Origin of the sequence: Paenibacillus sp. FSL K6-2393, from assembly GCF_038002545.1 — a bacterium.
GTDB lineage: Bacteria > Bacillota > Bacilli > Paenibacillales > Paenibacillaceae > Paenibacillus.
This window is the reverse complement of sequence record NZ_JBBOCU010000001.1, coordinates 2,864,484-2,888,690: the sequence shown is the minus strand read 5'-3', so window position 1 is coordinate 2,888,690 and position 24,207 is coordinate 2,864,484. Positions and strand designations below refer to the sequence as shown.

Below are 24,207 nucleotides of genomic sequence, written 5' to 3'. Positions count from 1 at the left end.
GAACCGGTTGGCCCGGCCGGCTGGTGTAAAAACTATATTATCGCTTACTTTCGCTCAAAGTTCAAATCCTCTGTACGGATTGTCATCAGCTCCAGTTTTCCTGGACTGCCTTCCGAGTATTGTTCCAACAAACGAACCGCCTGATGCCTGATCGAACGCTCAATGGCATTACGAACGTATCTGGCGTTACTGAACGCATGCAGCGAATCATTTTTTTCCTGAAGCAAATGCTGCTTAAGTTTGAGTATGGTCTGAGGCATTAGAATATAATCACGCTCTTTGGCCATAATCTCAGAGATTTGAATCAACTGATCAATGCTATAGTCTGGAAACTCCACTTGAATGGGAAAGCGAGAAGGTAATCCAGGATTCGTCTGGAGAAAAAAATCAATCTCTTCCGAGTACCCGGCAAGAATTAGTATAAACTGATTTTTGTTATCTTCCATGGACTTAACAAGCGTATCAATAGCTTCCTTTCCAAAATCTTTCTCTCCCCCGCGGGCCAAACTGTAAGCTTCATCAATGAACAATATCCCACCGAGTGCCTTCTTGACCAAATCTCTTGTTTTCTGCGCCGTGTGACCAATGTATTCTCCAACCAGATCCGCACGCTCTACTTCAATAAGATGACCTTTACTCAACACCCCCATCTTCTGAAAGAGTTTGGCAACGATCCTCGCCACGGTGGTCTTACCAGTTCCCGGATTGCCTTTGAAGATCATATGATACACGTGCGCACCACTAAGTAGGCCTGCTTCAGTGCGCATCTGAGCAATCTGTAGGAAAGCATAAATTTCAAATACCAAGTCTTTGATATTTTCAAGTCCAACCAGTTGCTCCAATTCACCCTGTATCTCCTGGAAATGAGCATGTTTGGTTATACTCTTGGCTGCCTGTACTGCCGCTGCTTCATCTTTGACCAACATCTGAGGTTCCTGGTTACGCAACACAATATTAATTTGTCTGGATGGTCTGCCTCCTGGTTGCTCTCCTGCAGCCATGACCCGTCCGTTCATTCGCCATCACCTCTATTTTATCGGGCTGAACTCTCCTGATTATTAATGTATTCTATCAGGTGCTCCAATATTAGAAGGATCATGAAGAATTCTACGGATAAGTAGATGTCTCAAATCTGAATGTTTTTTCGAAACTCTCCGTTCTCAAACAAACTCTTCCTATGCTTCAGTGATAACTGAAAGTATGGGAATACATGTGCATCAATGGCATGCAGCAGTTCCTTTGCCGTCTTGTTAGCCAAGTCATAATCGCCTGTAGTAATATGCTTCCGTGACAGTGCATCTTCAAGCTCATCTTCATCCAGCAAAAATACTTCTCCATCTTTCAGTACAACGACATCCAGATACAGGTCATCAAACCAAGGAACGCCCTGATCGGTTATCCCCTGACTACGACATGTATCAATGTACCACTCTACAATCCGTTCCTGATCGTCAAACATCGCCGTAACAACAAAGTGCTCTCCCTTCGGATAGTATTGCAGCCAGGAATAACCTTTATCTGCGATACAGAAGGTACTGCCTCCATAAGTTTTCCACAAAGGTTCTTTCAAATCCTGTATGGTGTACAACGTAATATAACCTGTGAAAATTTTGGATTGAACGAACCGGCATGTGAATTGTCGGTTCGTAATCCGGCGCCAGTTCGCGCGGTCCCCGAATTTCCGTTTCATACGAACCCCTCTTTGCCGACTACAGGTCCGTGACCTGCTCTGATGTTATTGGTGAACAATGTAATAACGTCCGCCTGATGGATTCCAGCGCTCTGGGCCCGCTCTTGCACAACGTATTACGAATAGTTACAGCTTACCATATTTAAGGTTTACACTCAAAATGAAGCTTTGTCCCACCTATTCATCAAATCAGCTGCTATTACAGTTGGTTCCGTATAACAAAAAAACTGCTTCACCGAAATTCCGGGAAGCAGTTTTTTAATGTAGCTATTTAGTGATTCATTGGCTTAACCGCCGGTTCCAGCTTGAGAATCTGCAGGTGCATCTGTTCCTCCAGTATCCCCACTCGTTCCGCTGTCCGGAGTTACAACCTCGCCCGGCGTCGTTACGGCCCCATCATCGGAGCCTTCACCGGTACCGCCTGGCTCTGTTGTCCCCTGGCCAGGTGGGGTCGTGTTTCCTCCCCCAGGTTGACCGTTTCCTTGGCCGGGTCCACCGTTATTACCACCGTTGCCATTGTTTCCGTTATTACCATTACCATTTCCGTTGTTGCCATTTTCATTCCCATTACCATTACCGTTATTACCGTTCGAGTTGCCATTATCCGGTGAACCATTGTCCGGATTCTCCGTACCTGGCTGCTCAGGATCTATCTCTGTTCCAGGGTCTATACCAGGATCAGGTTCCTCCGGCGGCATTTCCTGTGCTTCAATCATCAAGGAAATGGTGTTGGAAGGATCCGTCTCAAGTCCTGATGCCAAGTCGTAAGCTGTCACATAGTACTCATAGGTTAGACCAGGCAACGCACTTAAATCTTGTGCATTGGTCGCTCCTATTGCATCAATGAGATGAGTGAACTGGGCTTCCGATGTTTCTTTCCGATAAATCCGATATTGCGTACTCGCGTCACCCGTTCCAGTCCAACTTAGGGAGACGGTTTGTGCATTTGGATCGTATGATCCACTCAGCCCACTAACGGACAGAGCCGGCTTTTCTGGTTCTTCTACTGGCGGAGGTGCCTGCCCTCCAGCTGGTGCTTTGAATTGCTTCACTGGAACGCCTTTTAAAGCATCTCCCATGACTTTGGCAAAGAAAGCTGCCGACAGCTTACTGCTGTTCTTAAGCATGTGATTGGCATCCGGATTGTCATAGCCCATCCAGACTGCGGCAGTCCATTCCGGTGTGTATCCAACAAACCATACATCACGGTTGGCACTGTTGCCAGAGATACCACTTTGAACAGTTCCTGTTTTACCCGCTACGGGGCGATCCAGACGTGCTGAACGTCCCGTACCGTCATTAACAACGTTCTGCAGCATCTGTGTAAGCTGATACGCATTTTGCTCGCTCATGACACGCGTTGTGTCCGAGTTATCGTGTTTGTACGTTGTTTTGCCTGCGCTATCCTTAATTTCCTTAATCGAATAGGCTTGACGGTATTCTCCGAGGTTGGCAAATGCACTATAGGCTTGCGCCATTTCCAGTGTATTTGTACCTTTACTTAGACCACCGAGGGCAATCGCCAAGTTTTTGTCTTCATCTGTCAGCTGTATACCTACACTCTTGGCAAAATTAATGCCTGTGTTAACGCCTATTTTATCAAGCAGCCAAACCGCAGGGATATTTTCCGACTTCGTAATGGCATCCGTCATACTGATCGTTGAAGAATATCCATGCAAGTTACCAGGACAATAGTTACCAAAACATTGCTTCGCATTACTCAGCGACGAATTGGCACTGTAATTTCCTGATTCAAGTGCCGGTGCATAAGACACAATCGGTTTAAAAGCTGAACCTGGTTGTCTTCGACTCTGCGTTACACGGCTATAACCTTTAGTCTGATAATCCCGTCCACCCAGGAGGGCAACGAGGCTACCATTCTCATGGTTCATAATAACCATGGAGCCTTGAACCTGTTGATCATCTTTACTTGCCTCGAACAGACTATCATCTGTGAACGCAGTTTCCATGGCTGTTTGAGCCTGAGCATCCATAGTTGTATAGATTTTGTATCCGCCGATATTCAGATCATCTTCCGTTTTACCTGTTACTCGTTCAGCTTCACGGAGCACATAATCTATAAAACCTTGATACTTCCTGTCTTTCTCTGGTCGCTTGTAGTTATAGTTAATCTCTTTTGCTTCGTCCATCTCCGCCTTGGTAATGTAGCCTTGTTCATACATCAGCTGCAATACCACACCTCGACGTGCTTTTGAGTCGTTTGGATTGCTCACCGGATTATAGGCAGAAGGCCCTTTCGGCATAGCTGCCAATGTAGCAATTTGCCACAACTTCAACCTCTTGAGATCAGTAACTCCAAAGTAAAATTCAGATGCTGCTTTAATCCCGTAACGCTGATGACCGAAGAAAATCCGGTTCAGGTACATCGTCAGAATCTCGTCTTTTGTGTACTTGCGCTCTAATGCCATGGCAATCGATACTTCCGTTGCTTTACGGAAGAACGTTTTGTCACGGGACAAGAACATGTTCTTGGCAAGCTGTTGGGTTAGTGTACTACCACCTTCCACCATGGAACGAGCCATGACGTCCTTAACCGCCGCACGCCCTATGGACCAGATATCCACGCCCTGATGATCGTAGAAGCGTTTATCCTCCGTTGCAACAAAGGCTTGCTTCACCAGCTCAGGAATATCATCTTCTTTAACGGGTTCTAGCTTCTGAATGGATAGCTCCCCCATTAATTGGCCATTGCGATCATATACTTTTGAAGTTTCATTAATTGTGGTTTTGTCCTTGTTGGCTTTGAGCAGATTTTCACCACTCACCATAATAAATAAATATCCGCCTAGTGCACAGAATATGGCGATTGCCATTGTGAAAAACAGTGTCCATCCAACGCGTTTACCCGTAATTTTTTTCTTTTTAGAGGTCTTTGGCTTCGCTTTTTTGGGTGACTTGTTATTGTTGTTGCGATTGTTAGACCTCGACAACGGATCGTTTGGCATGTTACCTCCTGACTCCCTTTCGGTTGCATAATTTCTATCCGTCTGTAGGCTCAGGCATATATTAAACATATTTTGCCCGGAATGAAAAGAACAACCCTTTATTCAGGTTGCTCTGTTTCAATACCTATACTTGTAGACGAAATGGTTGGTGAAAAGGTTTCGTAAATTTTTTTAAGCTTCGCCGCTGTTATCTTGCTGCATCAGCGATACGCTGCGTTGCGGCGTGAACGTGGAGATGGCATGCTTGTAGACCATTTGCTGGCGTCCGTCGCTGTCAATGACGATCGTAAAATTGTCAAATGCCTTGATCGTCCCGCGGATTTGGAAGCCGTTGGTCAGATAGACCGTAGCAGGAATATTCTCTTTCCGCAGTTGGTTCAAGAACGTATCTTGGATGTTGATGGACTTGTTCATTAGCCGTACCCCCATTGGTTCATTTGAATTCGTGTTCAAGTAATATTCAATATCGCTGAGTAGCTTTCGTGCTATTATATCATGAACAGTTTCATATAATCCACAAAAACCCCTTGTCTGCTATTTTACACCCATTCTTGGCGAGGTGAACAAATAGAAGACTTATCCATTATACACCGCTTGTCTGTTTTGCAAAAGAGGGACAAAATCTTCATTTTAAAGCACATTTAATCGTTGTTTGGCGAATGATTGATCTCTACCATCTGTTCTAGTGATAAGTAAAAACCTCTATCCTTTTGAAGACAAAAAGGTAGAGGTTTACATATCTTGATCTAATCGATGCCTGTCAGAAAGATACTAATAATCGCTCAAATCAATCAAATTTCCGTGTAATCAATTCACTTATCTGCTTGTATTTCCCTTCAAAATCCTGGGTATCCGTCATGTCCACCCATTCAATATCCTTCATATGGCGGAACCAGGAAAGCTGCCGTTTGGCAAACCGACGTGTATCCCTCTTTAACCACTCAACCGCAGCTTCCCAACTCACTTCCCCTTGCAAGAACGCTGCAATCTCCTTATACCCTAGTCCTTGCATGGAAATATGACCTCTGGCCACTCCACGTTCCAACAGGGACTTCACTTCATCCACCAGACCTTGTTCGATCATCAGATCAATCCGCTCTTCTACCCGGGCGTACAACTTCTGCCGATCCATTGTCAAACCAACAATAAGAAGGTCATAAGGCGACTCTTTCTTCTGTACTGCCAGCTGATCAGACCACTTCTCGCCTGTCAGGTGATGGATCTCAAGCGCACGTACAATTCGCCGCTGGTCATTTAGATGCAGACGATCCGCACTAACGGGATCAACTTCCCTCAATCGATCATGAAGAGCCTGAGCTCCATTTAGCTCAGCATAGCTGAATTGTTCCTCTCTGAACCCTTCATCTGAACCGCTATCCGAGAATTGGAAGCCATAACATACCGATTCCACATATAGACCGGTGCCACCTACAATAAAAGGCATTTTATCGCGTTCGTGAATTTCACTAATCAATCGTGTGCAACTCTCCTGAAACTCGGCCACAGAATACGGATACTCCGGTTCATGGATATCAATGAGATGATGGGGTACACCCTTCATTTCTTCAGAGGTAATCTTGGCAGTTCCGATATCCATTTCACGATATACCTGCATCGAATCCCCTGAGATAATCTCACAATTGAAAGCTTGGGCCAGCTCGATGCTCATTCTTGTTTTGCCTACTGCTGTTGGTCCAACCAACACAAGCAGTTTTGGTTTTGGTTTAACTTCCACTTTCAACATTAATCACTCCGTACAGGGTTTTTGCATTCGCCCGATCAATTATTTCAAATCCGAGCCTGTCAAACTCCGCGCTGCCGCGCTTTTCTTTCATGACTACCCGTTTACGGGCAACTCGTTTTGCTTCCATAATGCTCTGTTCATCCAGCGCGTGAGCATTTGCATAATCTCGCAAGGGCTGTATAGCACTTGAATCCATCATTGGCTCACGGAACATGGGGTCAAAATATACGGTGTCACAGCTTCGATCTGGCATGGAACGCAGCAACTCAAGATGATCCACATGCCGCAGATCTATGCGCCGGAAAGCCTCATCCACCAAGGGCTGATTGCTCTTATAATGAGACATGCCCTCCAGCAGCAGGGTATAGAGCGGTTGAGAACTTTCACAGGCAATGACTTGTCCATTCTTCCCAGCCGCAACCGAAAATACCAGCGCATCTGAACCGAGTCCAGCGGTACAATCAACAATGGTGTCCCCTTCGAGTACTGCACCAGCTTCCAGCATAGGATCGGCTTCACCTCTTACAACACGTTTAGCGCGAACAAATCCCATACTGGGGTGAAACTCAAGCTCCGTTGCATCCTTGCGAAACAAGCGGGCTCTGCCATTGAGCACGACCAGTATTTCGTTGATACCATAATGTTCAATCATTTTGGGTAAAGACGTTCTATTGCGCGGTACGTAGGTGCCTCCTGTTGTTTCGGCGAGCTTACGCGCACGCTCCACCTGAGAGGCAATCTCCTTGTCACCGGTTGTAATGTACATAATGTCCCCCTAAATAGCTACATCACTCGTTTAAATAATTTTTCCAGATCATACGTTGAAAATGAAACCACAATCGGCCGCCCATGTGGACAAGTGTAGGGCTGACGACATGAACCCAGACGCTGAATCAGAACTTCTGCTTCCTGATCCGTCAGCTTTTGGTTCGCTTTGATGGACGCCTTGCAGGAGCACATAATAGATGCAGCTTCCCGCATCTTGGCCACATCTATGCTGCGTTCGCTAAGTACCCACTCGGACATTTCTTCGATAATGTCTTTCTCGTCCCCTTTGGGGAACCAGAACGGATGGGAACGCACGCGGAACGTTTGTCCACCGAAATGCTCCAAATATACACCCGCCTGCTCGAACCAGGCCAGTCTTGTTTTCAGTTTTTCCGTCTCCGAAGGTGTAAACTCCAGCGTAATCGGCAGTAGTAACTCTTGTGAGGCCTGGGCAGGATTACCAAACTTCTCGTAATAGTACTCATAATTCACGCGTTCATGAGCGGCATGCTGATCAATCAAATATAAACCTTGGTCATTCTGCGCGATCAAATACGTACCATGATGCTGTCCGATCAGACTCAGCTCCGGAAATGCGGGCATGGATGCATCCGATTTAATGGCAGCAGCAAGTTTAGTAGCATCAGGCAGACCTGAAGTTTTCCACGTCCGTTCACTTCGCATAGCCGAAGACGGATTATACGATGAACGAGCTTCTTTAATCGGTGAATATACAGAGTCGGAGCGATACGTAGCTGGTTTGCTTTCAGCCAGCGGTTTTTCTGTTGCTCCACGATCCCCACCATCTTGAGAAGAGAGGTCAGATTTGGGAACAGTTTCGGTAGAACTAGCACTTACATTCTTAGTGCCTTCTTGCACGTTAGCGGATGCCTGTCCCCCGTCATAACTAGCAATCTTCTGCAAAATATCCCCGTTCCAACTTTCTAACTGCTCCGGGGGCTGTGTAACCTCAGGTGGAGCTTCGGGCAACGGCACTGAGTGACCATGTTCAGATACCAACTGTGCTGTAGACACATCCGCCGGAGCATCCAAATCCAGATCATCATCTTCTGCAATCAACTTTAACAATGCACTGGCAGGTTTCCCTAGTGGGCCTTGTTGTCCGTATCCTTCTGCATCAGTTGAATCTTTCAGCGGACCACGTGGAAAGAGGAATTGTTCCTGAATAAAGGAACTATCATCTCCACGCCGGATCTGTTGTTTTTTGACCTGTGGAATCAATACCTCCTGCCGGAGTATCCCTCGCAACGTCGTTTCTATAAATTCATACAATTCTGGTTCCTTGCTGAAGCGAACCTCCAACTTGGCCGGATGCACGTTCACATCCACAAGAGATGGGTGCATCTCCAACTGCACCACGACAAGTGGGAAACGATTAATGGGCAGCAAGGTATGGTAGGCTTTAAGAATCGCCTGATTGAGACCGTAATTGCGAACAAATCGCCCATTAACAATCGTAGACATACCACCACGATTCGCTCGTGTCCATTCTGGCAGGCTGATCAGCCCGCTCACGCGGTAATCCAGACTTTCTCCTTGGATGGGAAGCATCGCCTTCGCTGCACTTGTACCATAGATCGCTGCAACCACTTGCAGCAGATCGCCGTTGCCCAACGTCTGAAGCAACACATTCTCATTATGTCGCAGTCTGAACGAAATATTGGGGTGAGACATCGCCATCCGGTAAAGAACATCTGATATATGTCCCAGTTCCGTCTGGATCGTTTTCATATATTTGAGTCTGGCTGGTGTATTGTAAAATAGTTCTCTCACTGCAAAATCTGTACCTTGGGGTGAGGTTGCATCTTCATGAGAGACAAGGTTCCCACCTTCAATTACAATGCGGCGCCCCCGCCCGTCATTGTCACTTGCCGATAATACCTCTACCTTGGATACTGCAGCAATACTCGCCAAGGCTTCTCCACGGAATCCAAGACTTTTGATCTGAAACAGATCTCGGCCATGGGCTATTTTGCTGGTCGCATGACGATAAAAGGCAGTTTCCATATCCTCTGGCTCGATACCTGAACCATTGTCTTTGACACGAATACTGAGGAGTCCGCCCTCTTCCACCGTTACTTCAATCTTGGTAGCGCCTGCATCCACCGAGTTTTCGAGCAACTCTTTGACAACCGAAGCAGGCCGTTCGACCACTTCACCCGCCGCAATCTGGTTGGCAATATGTTCATCAAGCACATGTATTTTCGCCACAGGTTTTCCCCTCCCTTATATTCAGGATAATTGCTGTGCCTTCAATTTGAGATCATTTAATATCTGCATCGCCTGAAGAGGCGTCATATTCATGACATCGATATCTTTCATCGTACGAATGAATTCTCGCGCTGGCTTATCCTCCGCAACCACATCCGGTTTCGTTGCCACATTCGGCTCATCATCCCCAAAGATGGACAGTTGAACCACATCTGAATGGGTTGCACCGGACTGTGCTTTACTGATTGATTTCTTGGCATGTTGCTTTCCGGCCGAATCTTCAATAGAAGGTCTGTACTCTGCACTCTCCGCAATCTCGCGCTCCCGGATCAATGGTGCTGAATCCGTATGCTGGAGCTCTCCACCTTTTAATTTCAAGCCTGCTTCCTGCTTCTCGTTTCCGATATATTCACTGCCCACAGCTACTTGCGCGGCCGCATGTTCGAACCCATGCAATAGTCCATTCGCCCGCTCAATAATGCTATCAGGCAGACCTGCAAGGCGTGCACAATAGATACCATAACTGCTGCTGGCTGCTCCGGCAATCAATTTGCGCAGGAAATTCACCTTGTCCCCGCTCTCCTGCACCGCCATCGAGTAGTTGGCCAGCTTGTCCAGGCTCTCCTCCAGATGAGCAAGTTCATGGAAATGAGTTGATACAAGGGCTTTACATCCGATAATATCATGTACATATTCAATAACAGACTGTGCAATCGCCATACCTTCGCTGGTTGACGTTCCCCGTCCCAGTTCATCGATAATAATCAGACTGCGTGGTGTGGCTTTGTCTGTCATAACCTGAATGTCGGCCATCTCCACCATGAATGTGCTTTGTCCACCAATGAGATCATCCGCGGCACCGATCCGTGTGAAAATGCGATCCATGATCGGCACTTCCGCCTGACCCGCAGGTACAAAACAACCTACTTGCGCCAAAATGGAGATTAAAGCGACCTGTCGCATATACGTACTCTTACCAGCCATATTTGGACCAGTAATCAGCAGAATACGTGCCTCTTCCTTGGTCATTGCTGTGTGATTGGCAATAAATGCGCCATCTCGCATGACCGCCTCGACAACCGGATGGCGTCCTTCTTCCACAACCAGATCATAACCGTCGGTCAACGTAGGCCGTACAAAGTTTCGCTCAGCACTAATCACCGCAAAAGATTGATACACGTCAATTTCGGCTACCTGTTCGGCCAGCTTTTGCAATCTTGCAATCTCTTTGTTCAACCGCTCGCGAAGTTCCGCAAAAAGTCCATACTCAATATCAACCATTTTGTCCTGAGCTTCGAGAATCAGCGTCTCTTTTTCCTTCAACTCCGGCGTAATGTAACGTTCTGCATTGGCAAGTGTCTGTTTACGTTCATAACGTCCCTCTGGCAATGCGGACAGATTGGACTTGGTGATCTCGATATAATAACCAAACACTTTGTTATATCCAATCTTCAGCGATCGAATGCCTGTCGCCTCACGCTCTCGCGCTTCCAACTCTGCAATCCACTGTTTCCCGTTGACCGAAGCCTCACGTAATTCATCCAGACGTTCATGGTACCCTTCACGAATCAGACCTCCGTCCCTTACCGATACAGGCGGCTCGTCCACAATGGCTTGCCCGATAGCTTCACGCAGATCATTGCAATCATCCATCGTTTCGGCAATATGCTGCAATGTTGCGGAAGATGATCCAGCGCAATGTTGACGAAGTCCTGGAATTTTCTCCAGGGATGATTTGAGCGCATTCAGGTCACGACCATTGGCATTACCAAACGCAATCCGGCCTACCAAGCGCTCCAGATCATAGATGTCTTTGAGTTCTGCCCGCAGGTCCTCACGCAATATAAACTGGTTGTACAGCGTATCCACTGCTTCAAGACGCTCATTAATCTTCCCTTTTTGCAATAATGGCTTATCGACCCAGCGACGCAGCATTCTTGCACCCATGGAAGTCTCCGTCCTATCAAGCAACCAGAGTAATGAACCTTTTTTGGAGCGTTCACGCACGGTTTCCACCAATTCCAGGTTCCGGCGGGTAAACGGGTCCAAGATCATATAATGATCCGGCTCATAGGTTGAGATTTGAGTTAATTGCCCAAGAGAACGTTTCTGTGTCTCACTAAGATAGGAGAAAAGTCGTGCAATGCACGCTTGACGTTCAGGCTCTAATCTTGCCCAGACAGCCTCGCCAAACTGCTGACGGACCAGATCTTCCTTATTCTTTGTCCACGACGTGTAGACCACAGGGCGACCGATTGGAGACGCCTCGGCTTCTACCGTTTCAAGCAGCGCTGCATCCCCCACCAGCTCGGATGGTTCGTAGATGCCGATTTCATCCTTAAGCCATTCCTTGGAATAGGGTACGGATGTCACATACAACTCACCCGTTGACAGATCACAGGCCGCAAGCGCCAGCGTATTTTGATTACCTGTAAGACACACCATGTAGTTGTTGGATTTATCCCCCAGCGTTTTGCCTTCCATCACCGTTCCGGGTGTAACCACACGTACAATTTCGCGTCGTACCATGCCTTTGGTTACACTCGCATCTTCCATCTGTTCACATATCGCAACTTTATATCCTTTTTCAATCAGACGCTGTATGTAATTGTCAGCCGAATGATAAGGTACACCGCACATCGGAATTTTGTCATCCGTGCCTCCGTTACGTGCGGTCAGCGTGATCTCAAGTTCACGAGCAGCATTAATCGCATCCTCGAAGAACATTTCATAGAAGTCACCCAGTCTAAAAAATAAAAAAGCATCTTGTGCTTCGGCCTTCACTTGCAAATATTGTTGAATCATTGGCGTATACTGAGCCATGATGAATATCCTCCATCCCATTCCTATAATGTCAGGAAGAAACGCGTCCTGGAAGGACAATAAGACGGTCAGGCACTGTGTTTGCGCCTCCGCCTTATGTTTTGGCTATTCGCCACTTCCTTCAAAGGTTGCTGCTCCATATCTTCCGTAGCTACTACTTAAAAAAAGACTTGTTTCTTATTATATCAAAAAAACGTCCGTTCTTCATGAACCTGCCCGAATATTCCAGAGTTTACGGATATCTCGGCTCTCATCCCAGGTTCTTCCCAGTTTTAATTGAAGGAGTAACGGAGACGCATACCGTTCATAACGCGCATATCCATCCAACCTCTTCAGATCATCTACCAGAGCTGGAATGTGTTCCTTGATCACTTCGCGATTTCCTTCATAAAAAGCGGTATGAACCTCCGCTTTCTCCAACGGACGCTGCCGTAGTTCAGTATACCCGCTCGCGATTAGACCCGCCAAGGCCACAACACCCTTCGCAACAAGGGGCGACACAAGAAAGCTGGGTAACGTACGATACTCAAACCCACCGTAGGATTTCAGGCGAAAATCACCAAGTGCTCCATAACGGGGGCGTCTTCCCGATCCACGCGGGTCTTGAAGAAATGCCAGCGGCAATGCCAGATAATTGTCCAGTGCGCGGAGCAGCTCCCCGGTAAGATTCACGCCGCTAAAATGAATATGACCGCCCAGAGGTAACCCACGCTGTGGCATCCCTCCCGCCTGCCAGATGAGCGAGTGATCACTAATGCTGCGGGAAGCTGCTGCAAATGCCCTCATCAGATGAGCCAATAGCTCTCTTGGTTCGGAGCTGGGAGCGGGTCGCAATTCGGCAACCGGATATATGCGCCGGCCACCAATCGTCACAGAATCACAGCCTGCCATTCCGGTACGTTCAAGAAATCTGGAGGCGGGTACGATTTTGGATTCTGGCATCTGCACTAGAAGAAACTCAGGATCCATGCCGAGGATGGGAATAGGTCTGTGACTCTGCTCCTCATCCAGCAGTTCCTGATGCTGCTTCCAGCTTTCCTTGTAACTAGCAGCAAGGTTGGTCACCCCTTTCCATGGACTCGGATCGATCGAAATGACTGCACAACCGCCGTTCCCTGAGGATTCCATTCGGACAGCTCCATGATCCAGTCCTAGCGTATACAGCGTTTTGATCGCAAGTCGTTCTATGCGCTTGAACAAGGTTGAACTCACTTCACGCTCCAACAGAGTTTCCTGTGCCCCTCCCATGCCACTAGTATCCTTGCGCTTGATCCGGATCGCCTGCAGACAACTTATCTCTACATCATAGCGTACACGCAAGCCTGGTTCGCGTTTGCGCCGATCGTGCAGTGACAATACTTCAATGCCTGCCTGTTTTAACCGTTCTGTACGTTCTCCAGAAGTCATCCTTTCATATCGGAGTAATGCCTCCTCCGCTTGTTCTAACACATTCATGACGTCCCCCCTCCCGGAGCATGCAACTAAAATAAAAATAACCCCGCAATGCGGAGCCTTCCCGTGAAAGGTATTACAGGCATATTGCGAGGCTCGTTAACACCCATTTTTCAATATTTAAGAAGAAAGAGGGCTTACGCCCTCTTCACCGCGCCTTCTGGCGCATATGATACCTTAGGTTAACAAATACAAGATGAATCAAACTCACAGCTCATCGTCGAGCAGATCGGGATCGAGATCGTCATAATCTCCATCGCCACTGCCAAAGTCATAGTCCTTGTCTTCGTAATCACCGCAACCATCTGTGCAGACCTTCACACAAACTTTGGTTTCGGCAACGAGTTCCACAGCGAATTCCCGTTCTACCCGGATAATTACACTGCTTCCACCTGCTGATACTGTGGCTTCCACACAGCTAGGTTCCTGCGTTGCATCCGCAGATACCTCCACTGTGGAAGTCCGGTGTTTCGGGTCCAGATAGGACAAAGGCACATGTTCTACATACGAGACCGTTTCTTTGGCTACATCCGTTTGCGAATTCTTGTCATAGGAATACCAAATGTTGATATCGTAAGTACCAATAACTTCAATTCCGTCACCCGCTGATACGGCTTCATATTGGTGGTTGATAATCCAAGCCCCCAAAATACTTGTCGGACCATTTGGCGGAGTCACGGTATGTGTTACGGTAGAGAACTTACGACCTTTGCCGCAGATCGCCTTCGTGATAATCTCTCTACATTGATGTTTATGACTCAATGACATCTTTAAACCTCCTCCATACAATCATTCACTACAAGTGTATGCAGGGCATTCGTCTAGGGTGACAACTATTTTCTATTATTCGTTTGTAGATTGGGACCGGTCCGAGATTGGGGACGGTGCTTTGTCCTTCTTCGCGACTTTCAGATACAGCGCGAGTTCGCGGCACAGCTGGAGAATTGCGGAACGAATCTCGAATTCTTCCCTTGTATCTGGCAGCTCCATACGTTTGAATTCTTCTTGCACATCCGCAAGAAGTTTTTCAGTTCGTCCGGTGTAGGATTCAGTAAGTACATCCTGACTAAGCTGATCGAACAGCTCCGATACCATTTCCGCATGTGGCATCTTCTGATAGATCTGGGACACCAGATGCATCATGTGCTGGATGGAGTCGAGCTGCGTTTTGCGCATATAGAAGTAGACACTCCATTCCTCATTCGGATGAATCACCTGATTCTCCAGAGAACGCTTGGCTGCATCAATACCGCCCAGAATCGCTTTATCCGCTTCAATCAGCTCTCTCCCTGCCCACGCTTCATTGGGATTACGCAGCGTGGCCGCGAATTCCTTGAAAATCTTCGAAAAGAGTTCATCGATTCGTTTGCGAATGCGCAGCATCTGTGGATCCGCTGCCGGCATATAGGCCAGATTAACCGCCATTGCGGAACCAAGACCAATCAGAAGCAAAGCAATTTGCACGAGGACGACATGCACGTCCATCTCCCCGCCGCCGAACACCCGAAATACCACGACCGAACCTGTTACAATACCTTCCTTGAAGCCAACCCGGACAATAACCGGAAATGCGATCAATATGTATACGGCCAGTACCCAGTAATGGAAGCCTAGAAAGTGAAAAAGTACACTTGCAAATAAAAGTCCAACTACTGAAGCAAAAAATCGAGCCGATATGGTACGAATACTTCGTTTTCTCGTTACATCCACCCCGAGAATGGCAAGCAATCCCGCTGATGTCGGTCCTGGCAAGCCGCACCAGTCCGCAATCAGCACGGCCATTAATGCGGCGATTGCGGTTTTAATTACCCTAAAACCCATTTAACATTCCATCTCCTCTAAGCTGCAAAAAAATTCTTAGCCAGCTCGTCGCCTCATTCATTTATCATGACTAGTATGTCTCATCCAAATGTAAACTAGACGACATCAACCGACATGCGCATGCATGCCGGTCACAGCAACACGCCCCGAATGAGGGACGCTGGCAAGTTAGATCGTTGCGACAGAACCTCAAGGCCCTCTTCTCCAATCATCGCATTCATTCCGGATCTGCGCGGAATATTCATACTAAATATGGTACTTGATTTTACGGTATCGGGCAACGTGACACCCCTTGTGAAATTGTATACATATCATACCCGGTCACATTACGAGTAAAACACGTCCGAATCACCTGCGGCCAGCCAGCATTTTACGTTCTGCATAGACAACAAGTTGATACATGGCTGTTGCAACTGCAGCAATAATTAACAGACTCGATAATACAAGTGTGAAGTTGAATACCTGGAATCCGTAGATAATCAGATAACCGAGCCCTTGTTTAGCGACAAGAAACTCACCCACAATTACACCCACCCAGGCCATGCCTACGTTCACTTTCAAAGTAGATACAATCGCCGGAAAAGAAGCTGGCAATACAACTTTGGTAAAAATCTCGGAACGTTCTCCACCAAACGTACGAATCACTTTAATATAATTGGGATCCACTTCATTGAAGCTGTTATACACCACTAACGTTGTAATAATGACCGTGATGGACAACGTAGTCATAACAATTGCCGTAAAACCAGCGCCAAACATAACGATAAAGATCGGGCCAAGCGCTACCTTTGGCATACTGTTGAACACAACCATATAGGGGTCAAGCACTTTGGACAAAAAAGGAGACCACCAAATTAAAACCGCAAGCAAGGTTCCAACGAGTGTTCCCAGTAAAAAACCAACTGCCGTCTCCCCTACGGTTACCCCAACATGTGCCCATAATTCGCCGCTAGCGATGTCCTTGCCAATCTGGGCAAAAATCTTACTCGGATAACTGAATAACAGTACATCAATCCAACGGAGTCTGCCTGCCACTTCCCATAGCAAAAACATACATACCAGCATAGATAACTGTACGGCAAGTACTTGATGTCGCCATCTGGCCACCTGCTGAATATGATTCCGATGCAGCTGCCCCATCCATTCGTCACGCTTTTCCTGCTTCGGATTCATTGGATTCACGCGTCTTCCTCACCTCCCCCGGACTGATCCAGTTCACTCCACAACGCCTGAAACAACGCATTGAATCCTTCTTGCTCCCTGGCATGAAACGGCTGAGCCTTCCGAATACCATCAGGGATAATAAACTCACGGCGGATGCGGCCGGGATTGCGATCAAGCACAATGACGCGGTCACTGACCGCAATGGCTTCAGACAAATCATGGGTGACGAGAACGGATGTTTTGCCAAACTGTTTTAACGTATCCGAGACCAGATCCTCCAGTTGCAGCTTGGTTTGATAATCAAGTGCTGAGAATGGTTCATCCAACAATAAAATTCCCGGATCGGTTGCTAACGTGCGCACCAGAGCCACTCGCTGTCTCATACCCCCTGAAAGCTCTGATGGGTACTGATTCTCCGTTCCGGCCAAACCCATACTTACCAGCAGTTCACGCACACGCTCACGGCTCCGTTCATCCAGTCTGCCTGTCAGTTCAAGACCGATCAATGCATTATCCAGAATGGTCCGCCATGGAAACAGATAGTCTTGTTGAAGCATATAACCAATCTGTGCTGAGGGGCCGCCAACGAGTTTTCCTTTAACCTTAACCTCTCCTCGGGTGGGTGTGAGCAGCCCGGCGATGATCGACAACAATGTCGTTTTACCGCATCCGCTCGGTCCAACCAGACTGACGAACTCTCCTTTTTGGATCTCCAGACTCAAGTCTTCAATCACCAATGAAGCTTCCCGCTCGCTGACGTATACTTGAGAGATCCCCTCCAGTCGGATCACACTTTCGGATTCAGGCATTCTGCTCACTTCCTTTCCTGAATACCCATCACTTTGATTTCGTAGCTTCTTCCGCATAGGCATTATCCACAATTGCACTCAGATCCACGCGTTCTTTCAACTCGCCGGCGGCACTCATGACATCAAGCAGATTGTTCCACTCTTCCTCATCAATGATCGGGTCCGTTGCATAGCTGCCCTGTTCCTTATAACGGTTCACACTGCTTACCAAAATGGCTGGATCGATGTCTTTGAAAAAAGGAGAAATGACTTCAGCAATCTCTTCAGCCGTATGGGAATCCACCCATGTCTGCGCTTTGTGCAGACCATTTGTAAACTTCTGGACGATATCCTTATTGTCGTTAAGATAACTCTGTTTCGTCATGAAGACCGTGTAAGGCAGACGACCACTTTCTGTTCCAAACGATGCAACAACCTTGCCCCGACCTTCTTGTTCAAAGATGGATGCCTGGGGTTCAAACAGTTGAACATAATCTCCCGTGCCTGAGGCAAAAGCAGACGCAATGTTGGCAAAGTCCACATTCTGTATCAGCTCCAGATCACTTTGCGGATCAATGCCATGTTTGTTCAGTGCGAACTCCCCTGCCATTTGCGGCATGCCGCCTTTGCGCTGACCGAGAAATGTGGAATCCCTCAGTTGCTCCCAATCGAAGCTACCTTCTGTGTTACGAGCGAACAGAAATGTACCATCCGTCTGGGTGAGCTGGGCAAAGTTAATGACCGGATCTTCCGCTCCCTGCTGATAGACATATATGGACGTCTCCGCTCCTACCAGTGCGATATCCACTGAACCTGCGAGTAATGCTGCCATCGTTTTGTCACCGCCAGCAGTCGTCTGAATATCCACCTCAAGTCCCTGCTCTTCAAAAAAACCTTGAGCCACAGCCACATACTCCGGTGCGTAAAATACCGAACGAGTCACTTCGCCAATCGTAATCTTGGCTTCATTCTCTTCCTTGTTACAGCTGGTGAGCGCCACAATGATAATCAGCAGAATAACGATGCCCCGGACGAACCATGGCGTGTATTTCATGTTGTTTCCCTCCTTCACTGGTTTCAGCAGTTTCTCTCTATTATGGATATGCCGATGCCCAACAAAAGGTTAAGAACTTAAATGCAAAAAAGAGCCGGGCAATCATGCCCGACTCTTCAGCTCTTCGAAATGTTATTCAATATGTTATTTATAGGATATCTACAGCTTGTAAATCTCGGCATATTTGGCTTCCAGATAATCGGCCAGATAATCCGGGTTCAATTCTTCACCCGTTACGGCAACAATCAATTCCGAAGGTGTGCGACTTTTACCATACCGATAGATCTTGTCTGTAAGCCATTCCTTAATTGGAATCAGATTACCTTCAGCAATAAGGGTATCAAACTCCGGCATTTCCTTGCGCAATGTATGTAGAATTTGAGCTGCATACATATTACCCAGAGAATACGAAGCAAAGTAACCAAAGTCACCACCAGACCAGTGAACATCCTGAAGAACGCCGTCTCCATCATTCGTTGGCATAATACCGAGGTATTCCTTGTATTTTGCATTCCAGGTCTCCGGCAGGTCTTTCACTTCCAGACCATCGTTGAATAACATTTTCTCGATCTCATACCGGATAATAATATGCAGGTTATAGGTCAGTTCATCCGCTTCAATCCGAATGAGTGAACTCTCCACCCGATTGATTGCACGATAGAAATCTTCCAGCTCAACCTCGCTCAATTGAGGGAAATGCTGCTGCAAATCTTTGTAATAACGTGTCCAGAATGGCAGGCTGCGACCAATCATGTTTTCCCAAAGACGAGACTGTGACTCATGAATCCCCATGGACGTTCCTTCGGCAAGAAGGGTACCCGCCAGACTGTCATCAATATTTTGCTCGTACAGGGCATGTCCGCCCTCATGCAGTGAACTGAAGACTGCGCTTGCTACATCATCTTGCAGATAATGTGTTGTAATTCGCACATCACCCGGGTTAAGACCCGTTGCAAATGGATGCACACTCTCGTCCAATCGTCCAGCTTCAAAGTCATAGCCCATTTGTTCCAAAATGAACAGACTGAACTTCTCCTGCTGTTTGGTGTCAAACAACTGATTCAGAAACTCTGTATTTGGCTTGTTTTCTGAAGCATTAATCTTCTCTTGCAGAGGCACCAAACGTGCTTTGAGGCGGGCAAATACAGCATCCACTTTCTCAACGGTCAGATCCGGTTCATACATATCAAGCAGCGTATCATAACGCGTATCCTTTACACCCCAGTAATCAATAAACTCCTGTTTGAGCTTAACGATATCTGTCAGATATGGGGAGAATCCTGCAAAATCACTGTTATGCTTGGCATCTTCCCATGCCGTTTCCGACTTGGCTGTGAGCACGGTATAAGCTTGTACTTTTTCCGGTGGTACGGATTGACTGCGATCATATTCTTTCTTGCAATCTTCAACCAGACGACGATCTATATCTTGGAGCTGTTCCAATACCGCTGGAGTCGTTAACGCATCCAGGTAAGTCTTCATGTCAGCTGAGGTTTGCAGCTTGAATGCTTCGGTGGACAACATACCCAGCGTCTCCGAACGAGTCGGAACGCCTTTTTTCGGCGCACCTGTGCGCAGATCCCAGTGAAGCAAACCAATGGCTTCATGATAGCTCTTAATTTTACGAGCCAGATTACGGAAGGATTCCAAATGTTCCTGTGTTTGTTTATCCATTGTTATCGTTCACCTCTTCAAAAAAAATGTTATACCCTATTGATGATACTTTTTGCATTGCGTATAATCAACTTTTAACAGATGAAAATTGCATTGTTCTCCTAAAGATACGTGTTCAAAAAGTCTGGTTTTCATTACCGAGAAGATGGAAATGGCGTTCAACTTCGATGCCGATGATGCCCTCAGGCATGATTTGTAATCAAAAGTGGACTTTTTGAACAACCTCTAAAGGGTTGGAGTAATGCCATCTGCTGACCGTGAAATACTATTAAAGCAAAGGCGTGTAGGACAAGCTGCATCATATGCAAGTGGCCGTGCTCGTCGTATTGGATAACAGGAGGCAATGGACATGAACAACATTCAAGAGATTTTGGCTTACAACAAATCATTTGTCGAGACCAAAGAATACGAAAAGTATACGGCTGGCAAGTTTCCAACCAAAAAGATGGTTATCATCACTTGTATGGATACACGTCTGGTGGAAATGCTGCCCAAGGCCATGAACCTGAAAAACGGTGATGTGAAAATCATCAAAAACGCAGGCGCAATTATATCTCAGCCTTTCGGGAGTGTAATGCGTAGTGTGCTTGTCGCCATCTATGAACTGGGTGCAGATGAAGTCCTGGTAGTGGGTCATACGGAATGTGGTATGGCTTCCCTTCACGCTGAGACCATGATTGGACATATGGTAGAGCGTGGTGTATCGGAAGAAGTCATGACTACTCTGGAGAATTCGGGCATCCGTTTGCAAAAATGGTTGCGTGGGTTTGACAGCGTCGAAGAAGGGGTAAAACATACTGTGGAAGTGATCAAGAAGCATCCTTTACTTCCTCCCAATGTACCCGTCCACGGCATGGTTATCGATTCTGCCACAGGTGAGCTTGATCTTGTCGCTGAGGGGTATGGACAACAGGCATCTCTCTAAATGGTTTGGAGTGCGGACCTTATGGTTCGCACTTTTTTTTGTCTAAATTAAGGCAGTTGTTCTGTCAGGTTGTCAAACCATACAGTTTCAGTGTACACTTTTTATGAAAGCGGTCAAAGAAAGTAAAAACGATTGTTCTCTCTGACCTAGCCCTAATATTAAGGAGACATGTGCATGAACATACTTTCCTACGGATTGCTCGGGCTGCTTACCCGCGAGGAGTCATCGGGCTATGATCTGATGCTGAAGATCCAGCCGCATTGGCAGGCGAAACACAGCCAGATCTACCCACTCCTGTCCAAGATGGAAAACGATGAGTTATTGGCCTCCCGCTGGGTACAACAGTCTGACAAACCGGACAAGAAAATGTACGCAGTTACGGAAAAAGGCATTGAAAAGCTCTTGGAATGGATGATTACTCCTGTTACCGCACCGGTTACACGCGATGAATTTAATTTGCGTATTTTGTGTGTTGGCATAGCGGAAGACGGAAGCATGAGACGCATTCTTAACGAGCGTAAAAGCTGGTTTATGGAACGCATACGTTATTTCGAGGATCTGAAGTCACGTATACCTCAGGATAATCTTCGTGTAGGCAACCGAGATTTTGGAAGCTACATCCTGGTACAAAAAGGGTTGATGCATGCACAAACAGGCCTGGAATGGTGTCATTGGGTTACCCAATTGCTTGATGGCCAAGCTGCAATTCAAGACCCAAGTCCAAGCGTTTCAGAAATTTAATAAAATTTGAAACGTTCCTGCAAGTTGACCGTATTACATGAGTAAGGCCCATTTTTGGGCGATTCAAACAAATTAATCGGGGGGTTACGATCTTTACAATGAAGAAAAAATTTGGAGTTAAACATCTAATGATGGTATTTATGGCCTTTACATTATTGTTCGCAACAGTGGGAGTAACGAATCCGGATTCTGCAGATGCAAGACGTGGTGGCGGATTCAAATCCGGTACAAAAAGTTATACCAACACTCCTAAGAAATCCGACTCCAACAACAACGTGAATCAATCCAATTCCGGTAATAACTCCGGTACTGGTGCAGCTGCAACCCGTGGTGGTGGATTCTTCGGCGGTGGCGGAGGCTTCATGAAAGGCATGATGCTTGGTGGTCTTGCTGGTATGATGTTCGGCGGACTGTTCGGTGGCATGGGCGCCCTGGGTAACATCCTTGGATTGCTCGTGAACGTTGCAGCAATTATGTTGATTGTTATGCTGGCTATGGCACTCTTCAGAGCCATCTCCAATCGCCGCAAACCTGCAGCGGATGGTCGTTATGACCGTCGCAATGATCGTGATGATGACCGTAACAGAAACGGACGGTACTAATCTCTATGGTTCTGAGCATGGATGAAATTGTGAATGCAATCTGTATTCATATGGCAGAACGTAAGGGTGTACGTCCAACCGATGTGAATGTAGAACTGAGCTGGGAAGAAGATACAGGTTATTCCGCTGAAGTTTGGATCCAAGGACGCAGTCAATATCTGGTCGAGTCCAATATGATTGAAGCGATTCTTCGCTACCTGCACAGTGAATACAACATCCGGGCGTACCGTGAGAATGTACGACTTGATCTGGATGAAGAAATCACAGCGATCGTTAATCAATAAACTATAGGTCAAGTAATGACCTCTTATACTAAAGACCGTCTCCCTTCTGTCGCCTGACAGAGATGGAAGACGGTCTTTTTGTTTCTGTATTTGTATCTTTATTTGTGTGTCTATTCTAGTCTCTATACGTGCCTGTGTTACGTACTATTTCTTGGAAACTACGATTGAAGTTTGACCAAGCTGTAGTTCTTCTTACCTTTACGGATAATGATGAATTTACCGCCAATGGCGTGTTCTGCCGACACTGTGAATTCAAGCTCCGTGATTTTCTCACCATTCATGGAGATCGCACCTTTGGTGACATCCTCACGCGCCTGGCGTTTGGATGGCTCCAGGCCCAGATCTACGAGCCAGTCCACGATATTTTTCGCTTCGCCGTCCGTCTCGAATGTTGGCATTTCCTTGAATCCCTGCTCGATTTCATCCGCCGTCAGGGAACGGATATCACCACTGAACAGCGCCGCTGTAATACGTTTAGCCTGTTCCAGCATTTCTTCGCCGTGAACGAATTTTGTCATTTCTTCCGCGAGTGCTTTCTGTGCTTCACGTCTGTGCGGCTCTGTCTCTACCTTTTCAGCCAAAGCTTCAATTTCTTCTTTGCTCAGGAAGGTAAAGTATTTCAGGTATTTGATCACATCACGGTCATCTGTATTCGCCCAGAACTGGTAGAATTCAAATGGTGTCGTTTTGTTCGGATCAAGCCAGATTGCTCCGCCAGCTGTTTTACCAAATTTCGTACCGTCGGATTTGAGCATGAGCGGAATAGTCAGACCGTACGCCTTCGCTTCAGATCCTTCTTTTTTACGAATCAGATCAAGACCACTCGTGATATTCCCCCATTGATCAGAACCGCCGATTTGAAGCTGTACATCTTCGTTCTGGAACAGGTGCAGGTAGTCGAGTGATTGAAGGATCTGGTAGGAAAACTCGGTAAACGAAATTCCGCCTTCCAGTCTGCTCGCAACTACATCCTTAGCCAGCATGGTGTTGAGGTTAAAGTTTTTGCCGTAGTCACGCAAGAATTCAATGACATTGATCTTGTGCGTCCAATCGTAGTTGTTCACCATGCGAACCTGATTATCACCGTCTGTTACAAACAACTTCTTCATCTGTGCTGTCAGTGCATCCACATTCTCCTGCACTTGCTCCATCGTTTGCAAAGAACGTTCTGCCTGACGACCACTTGGATCACCAATCGTGCCTGTAGCTCCACCAATCAGAATGACTGGACGATGTCCTGCCAGTTGAAACCGTTTCAGCATCATGAAGGGAATGAGATGTCCGATATGCATGCTATCCCCCGTAGGGTCAACGCCACAGTACAATGAAACTGATTTGGTTTCGGTCAACTCACGCAGTCCCTCTGCATCCGTCTGCTGGTTAATGGCGTCACGCCACTGTAGTTCATCAATAATATTCATTCGTATAACCCCTTTTCTATCCTCAAGATTCAGTCATGATCTACGTTAAATTACGAAA

20 protein-coding genes are annotated in these 24,207 nt (G+C 46.9%); 4 read left to right on the top strand and 16 right to left on the bottom strand.

What is annotated here, in order from left to right; genetic code table 11:
* Positions 1-44: 44 nt before the first annotated feature.
* The 15 genes from MHI14_RS12760 to MHI14_RS12690 all read right to left on the bottom strand — a co-directional run bounded on the left by MHI14_RS12760 (position 45) and on the right by MHI14_RS12690 (position 20,176).
* Entirely contained in the window at positions 45-1,016 is a 972-nt protein-coding gene (locus MHI14_RS12760; RefSeq protein WP_062834999.1) for an AAA family ATPase, read from the bottom strand.
* Positions 1,017-1,126: 110 nt separating this feature from the next.
* A complete protein-coding gene (locus tag MHI14_RS12755; protein ID WP_091029289.1) occupies positions 1,127-1,690 on the bottom strand; it encodes a DUF402 domain-containing protein in 564 nt (187 codons plus the stop codon).
* Between the two features lie 287 nt (positions 1,691-1,977).
* Positions 1,978-4,656: a transglycosylase domain-containing protein gene (locus tag MHI14_RS12750; RefSeq protein WP_091029287.1), complete on the bottom strand. Its 2,679-nt coding sequence runs from the start codon at positions 4,654-4,656 to the stop codon at positions 1,978-1,980.
* A gap of 171 nt (positions 4,657-4,827) precedes the next feature.
* Positions 4,828-5,070 carry an RNA chaperone Hfq gene (gene hfq / locus MHI14_RS12745; protein ID WP_017687918.1) on the bottom strand — a complete coding sequence of 81 codons (243 nt, stop codon included), beginning with the start codon at positions 5,068-5,070 and terminating at the stop codon, positions 4,828-4,830.
* Between the two features lie 373 nt (positions 5,071-5,443).
* Positions 5,444-6,400 (bottom strand): tRNA (adenosine(37)-N6)-dimethylallyltransferase MiaA, encoded by a 957-nt coding sequence (gene miaA / locus MHI14_RS12740; protein WP_341130420.1) that lies wholly within the window; start codon positions 6,398-6,400, stop codon positions 5,444-5,446.
* A complete protein-coding gene (locus MHI14_RS12735; RefSeq protein ID WP_341130419.1) occupies positions 6,381-7,166 on the bottom strand; it encodes a class I SAM-dependent methyltransferase in 786 nt (261 codons plus the stop codon). The genes miaA and MHI14_RS12735 overlap by 20 nt, the downstream gene beginning before the upstream one ends.
* A gap of 17 nt (positions 7,167-7,183) precedes the next feature.
* Positions 7,184-9,400 (bottom strand): DNA mismatch repair endonuclease MutL, encoded by a 2,217-nt coding sequence (gene mutL, locus MHI14_RS12730; RefSeq protein WP_341130418.1) that lies wholly within the window; start codon positions 9,398-9,400, stop codon positions 7,184-7,186.
* 21 nt (positions 9,401-9,421) lie between these two features.
* Entirely contained in the window at positions 9,422-12,223 is a 2,802-nt protein-coding gene (gene mutS / locus MHI14_RS12725) for a DNA mismatch repair protein MutS (protein ID WP_341130417.1), read from the bottom strand.
* Positions 12,224-12,427: 204 nt separating this feature from the next.
* The gene (locus MHI14_RS12720) at positions 12,428-13,678 is read right to left on the bottom strand and encodes a putative amidoligase domain-containing protein (RefSeq protein WP_341130416.1); all 1,251 of its coding nucleotides are present in this window, start codon (positions 13,676-13,678) and stop codon (positions 12,428-12,430) included.
* A gap of 204 nt (positions 13,679-13,882) precedes the next feature.
* Positions 13,883-14,443, bottom strand: coding sequence for an outer spore coat protein CotE (locus MHI14_RS12715; protein ID WP_062835006.1), 561 nt, complete (start codon positions 14,441-14,443; stop codon positions 13,883-13,885).
* Between the two features lie 75 nt (positions 14,444-14,518).
* Positions 14,519-15,496: an aromatic acid exporter family protein gene (locus tag MHI14_RS12710; RefSeq protein WP_091029278.1), complete on the bottom strand. Its 978-nt coding sequence runs from the start codon at positions 15,494-15,496 to the stop codon at positions 14,519-14,521.
* 348 nt (positions 15,497-15,844) lie between these two features.
* Positions 15,845-16,636, bottom strand: coding sequence for an ABC transporter permease (locus MHI14_RS12705; RefSeq protein ID WP_253442648.1), 792 nt, complete (start codon positions 16,634-16,636; stop codon positions 15,845-15,847).
* Between the two features lie 38 nt (positions 16,637-16,674).
* Positions 16,675-17,469 (bottom strand): ABC transporter ATP-binding protein, encoded by a 795-nt coding sequence (locus MHI14_RS12700; protein WP_091029275.1) that lies wholly within the window; start codon positions 17,467-17,469, stop codon positions 16,675-16,677.
* 28 nt (positions 17,470-17,497) lie between these two features.
* Entirely contained in the window at positions 17,498-18,502 is a 1,005-nt protein-coding gene (locus MHI14_RS12695; protein WP_341130415.1) for an ABC transporter substrate-binding protein, read from the bottom strand.
* A gap of 159 nt (positions 18,503-18,661) precedes the next feature.
* Complete coding sequence (locus MHI14_RS12690; RefSeq protein ID WP_091029271.1) at positions 18,662-20,176, bottom strand: carboxypeptidase M32; 1,515 nt, start codon at positions 20,174-20,176, stop codon at positions 18,662-18,664.
* Between the two features lie 349 nt (positions 20,177-20,525).
* On the opposite strand from MHI14_RS12690, the gene MHI14_RS12685 reads away from it, so the two are divergent.
* The 4 genes from MHI14_RS12685 (at position 20,526) to MHI14_RS12670 (ending at position 22,728) form a co-directional block, all read left to right on the top strand.
* Entirely contained in the window at positions 20,526-21,101 is a 576-nt protein-coding gene (locus MHI14_RS12685) for a beta-class carbonic anhydrase (protein ID WP_062835011.1), read from the top strand.
* Between the two features lie 174 nt (positions 21,102-21,275).
* Entirely contained in the window at positions 21,276-21,842 is a 567-nt protein-coding gene (locus MHI14_RS12680) for a PadR family transcriptional regulator (protein ID WP_036613540.1), read from the top strand.
* Between the two features lie 98 nt (positions 21,843-21,940).
* Positions 21,941-22,444, top strand: a complete 504-nt coding sequence (locus MHI14_RS12675; protein WP_091029269.1) for a hypothetical protein — start codon at positions 21,941-21,943, stop codon at positions 22,442-22,444.
* Between the two features lie 5 nt (positions 22,445-22,449).
* A complete protein-coding gene (locus tag MHI14_RS12670; protein WP_017687903.1) occupies positions 22,450-22,728 on the top strand; it encodes a YxcD family protein in 279 nt (92 codons plus the stop codon).
* Between the two features lie 158 nt (positions 22,729-22,886).
* Here the strand turns inward: MHI14_RS12670 and tyrS are convergent, their stop codons facing one another.
* Entirely contained in the window at positions 22,887-24,149 is a 1,263-nt protein-coding gene (tyrS, locus tag MHI14_RS12665) for a tyrosine--tRNA ligase (RefSeq protein WP_091011938.1), read from the bottom strand.
* Positions 24,150-24,207 lie beyond the last annotated feature (58 nt).

Bases quoted from the DNA above. Each gene is read 5' to 3' on its own strand.
- MHI14_RS12760 (WP_062834999.1), bottom strand. From the start codon at position 1,016: ATGAACGGACGGGTCATGGCTGCAGGAGAGCAACCAGGAGGCAGACCA.
- MHI14_RS12755 (WP_091029289.1), bottom strand. From the start codon at position 1,690: ATGAAACGGAAATTCGGGGACCGCGCGAACTGGCGCCGGATTACGAAC.
- MHI14_RS12750 (WP_091029287.1), bottom strand. From the start codon at position 4,656: ATGCCAAACGATCCGTTGTCGAGGTCTAACAATCGCAACAACAATAAC.
- hfq (WP_017687918.1), bottom strand. From the start codon at position 5,070: ATGAACAAGTCCATCAACATCCAAGATACGTTCTTGAACCAACTGCGG.
- miaA (WP_341130420.1), bottom strand. From the start codon at position 6,400: ATGTTGAAAGTGGAAGTTAAACCAAAACCAAAACTGCTTGTGTTGGTT.
- MHI14_RS12735 (WP_341130419.1), bottom strand. From the start codon at position 7,166: ATGTACATTACAACCGGTGACAAGGAGATTGCCTCTCAGGTGGAGCGT.
- mutS (WP_341130417.1), bottom strand. From the start codon at position 12,223: ATGGCTCAGTATACGCCAATGATTCAACAATATTTGCAAGTGAAGGCC.
- MHI14_RS12720 (WP_341130416.1), bottom strand. From the start codon at position 13,678: ATGAATGTGTTAGAACAAGCGGAGGAGGCATTACTCCGATATGAAAGG.
- MHI14_RS12715 (WP_062835006.1), bottom strand. From the start codon at position 14,443: ATGTCATTGAGTCATAAACATCAATGTAGAGAGATTATCACGAAGGCG.
- MHI14_RS12710 (WP_091029278.1), bottom strand. From the start codon at position 15,496: ATGGGTTTTAGGGTAATTAAAACCGCAATCGCCGCATTAATGGCCGTG.
- MHI14_RS12705 (WP_253442648.1), bottom strand. From the start codon at position 16,636: ATGGGGCAGCTGCATCGGAATCATATTCAGCAGGTGGCCAGATGGCGA.
- MHI14_RS12700 (WP_091029275.1), bottom strand. From the start codon at position 17,469: ATGCCTGAATCCGAAAGTGTGATCCGACTGGAGGGGATCTCTCAAGTA.
- MHI14_RS12695 (WP_341130415.1), bottom strand. From the start codon at position 18,502: ATGAAATACACGCCATGGTTCGTCCGGGGCATCGTTATTCTGCTGATT.
- MHI14_RS12690 (WP_091029271.1), bottom strand. From the start codon at position 20,176: ATGGATAAACAAACACAGGAACATTTGGAATCCTTCCGTAATCTGGCT.
- MHI14_RS12685 (WP_062835011.1), top strand. From the start codon at position 20,526: ATGAACAACATTCAAGAGATTTTGGCTTACAACAAATCATTTGTCGAG.
- MHI14_RS12680 (WP_036613540.1), top strand. From the start codon at position 21,276: ATGAACATACTTTCCTACGGATTGCTCGGGCTGCTTACCCGCGAGGAG.
- MHI14_RS12675 (WP_091029269.1), top strand. From the start codon at position 21,941: ATGAAGAAAAAATTTGGAGTTAAACATCTAATGATGGTATTTATGGCC.
- MHI14_RS12670 (WP_017687903.1), top strand. From the start codon at position 22,450: ATGGTTCTGAGCATGGATGAAATTGTGAATGCAATCTGTATTCATATG.
- tyrS (WP_091011938.1), bottom strand. From the start codon at position 24,149: ATGAATATTATTGATGAACTACAGTGGCGTGACGCCATTAACCAGCAG.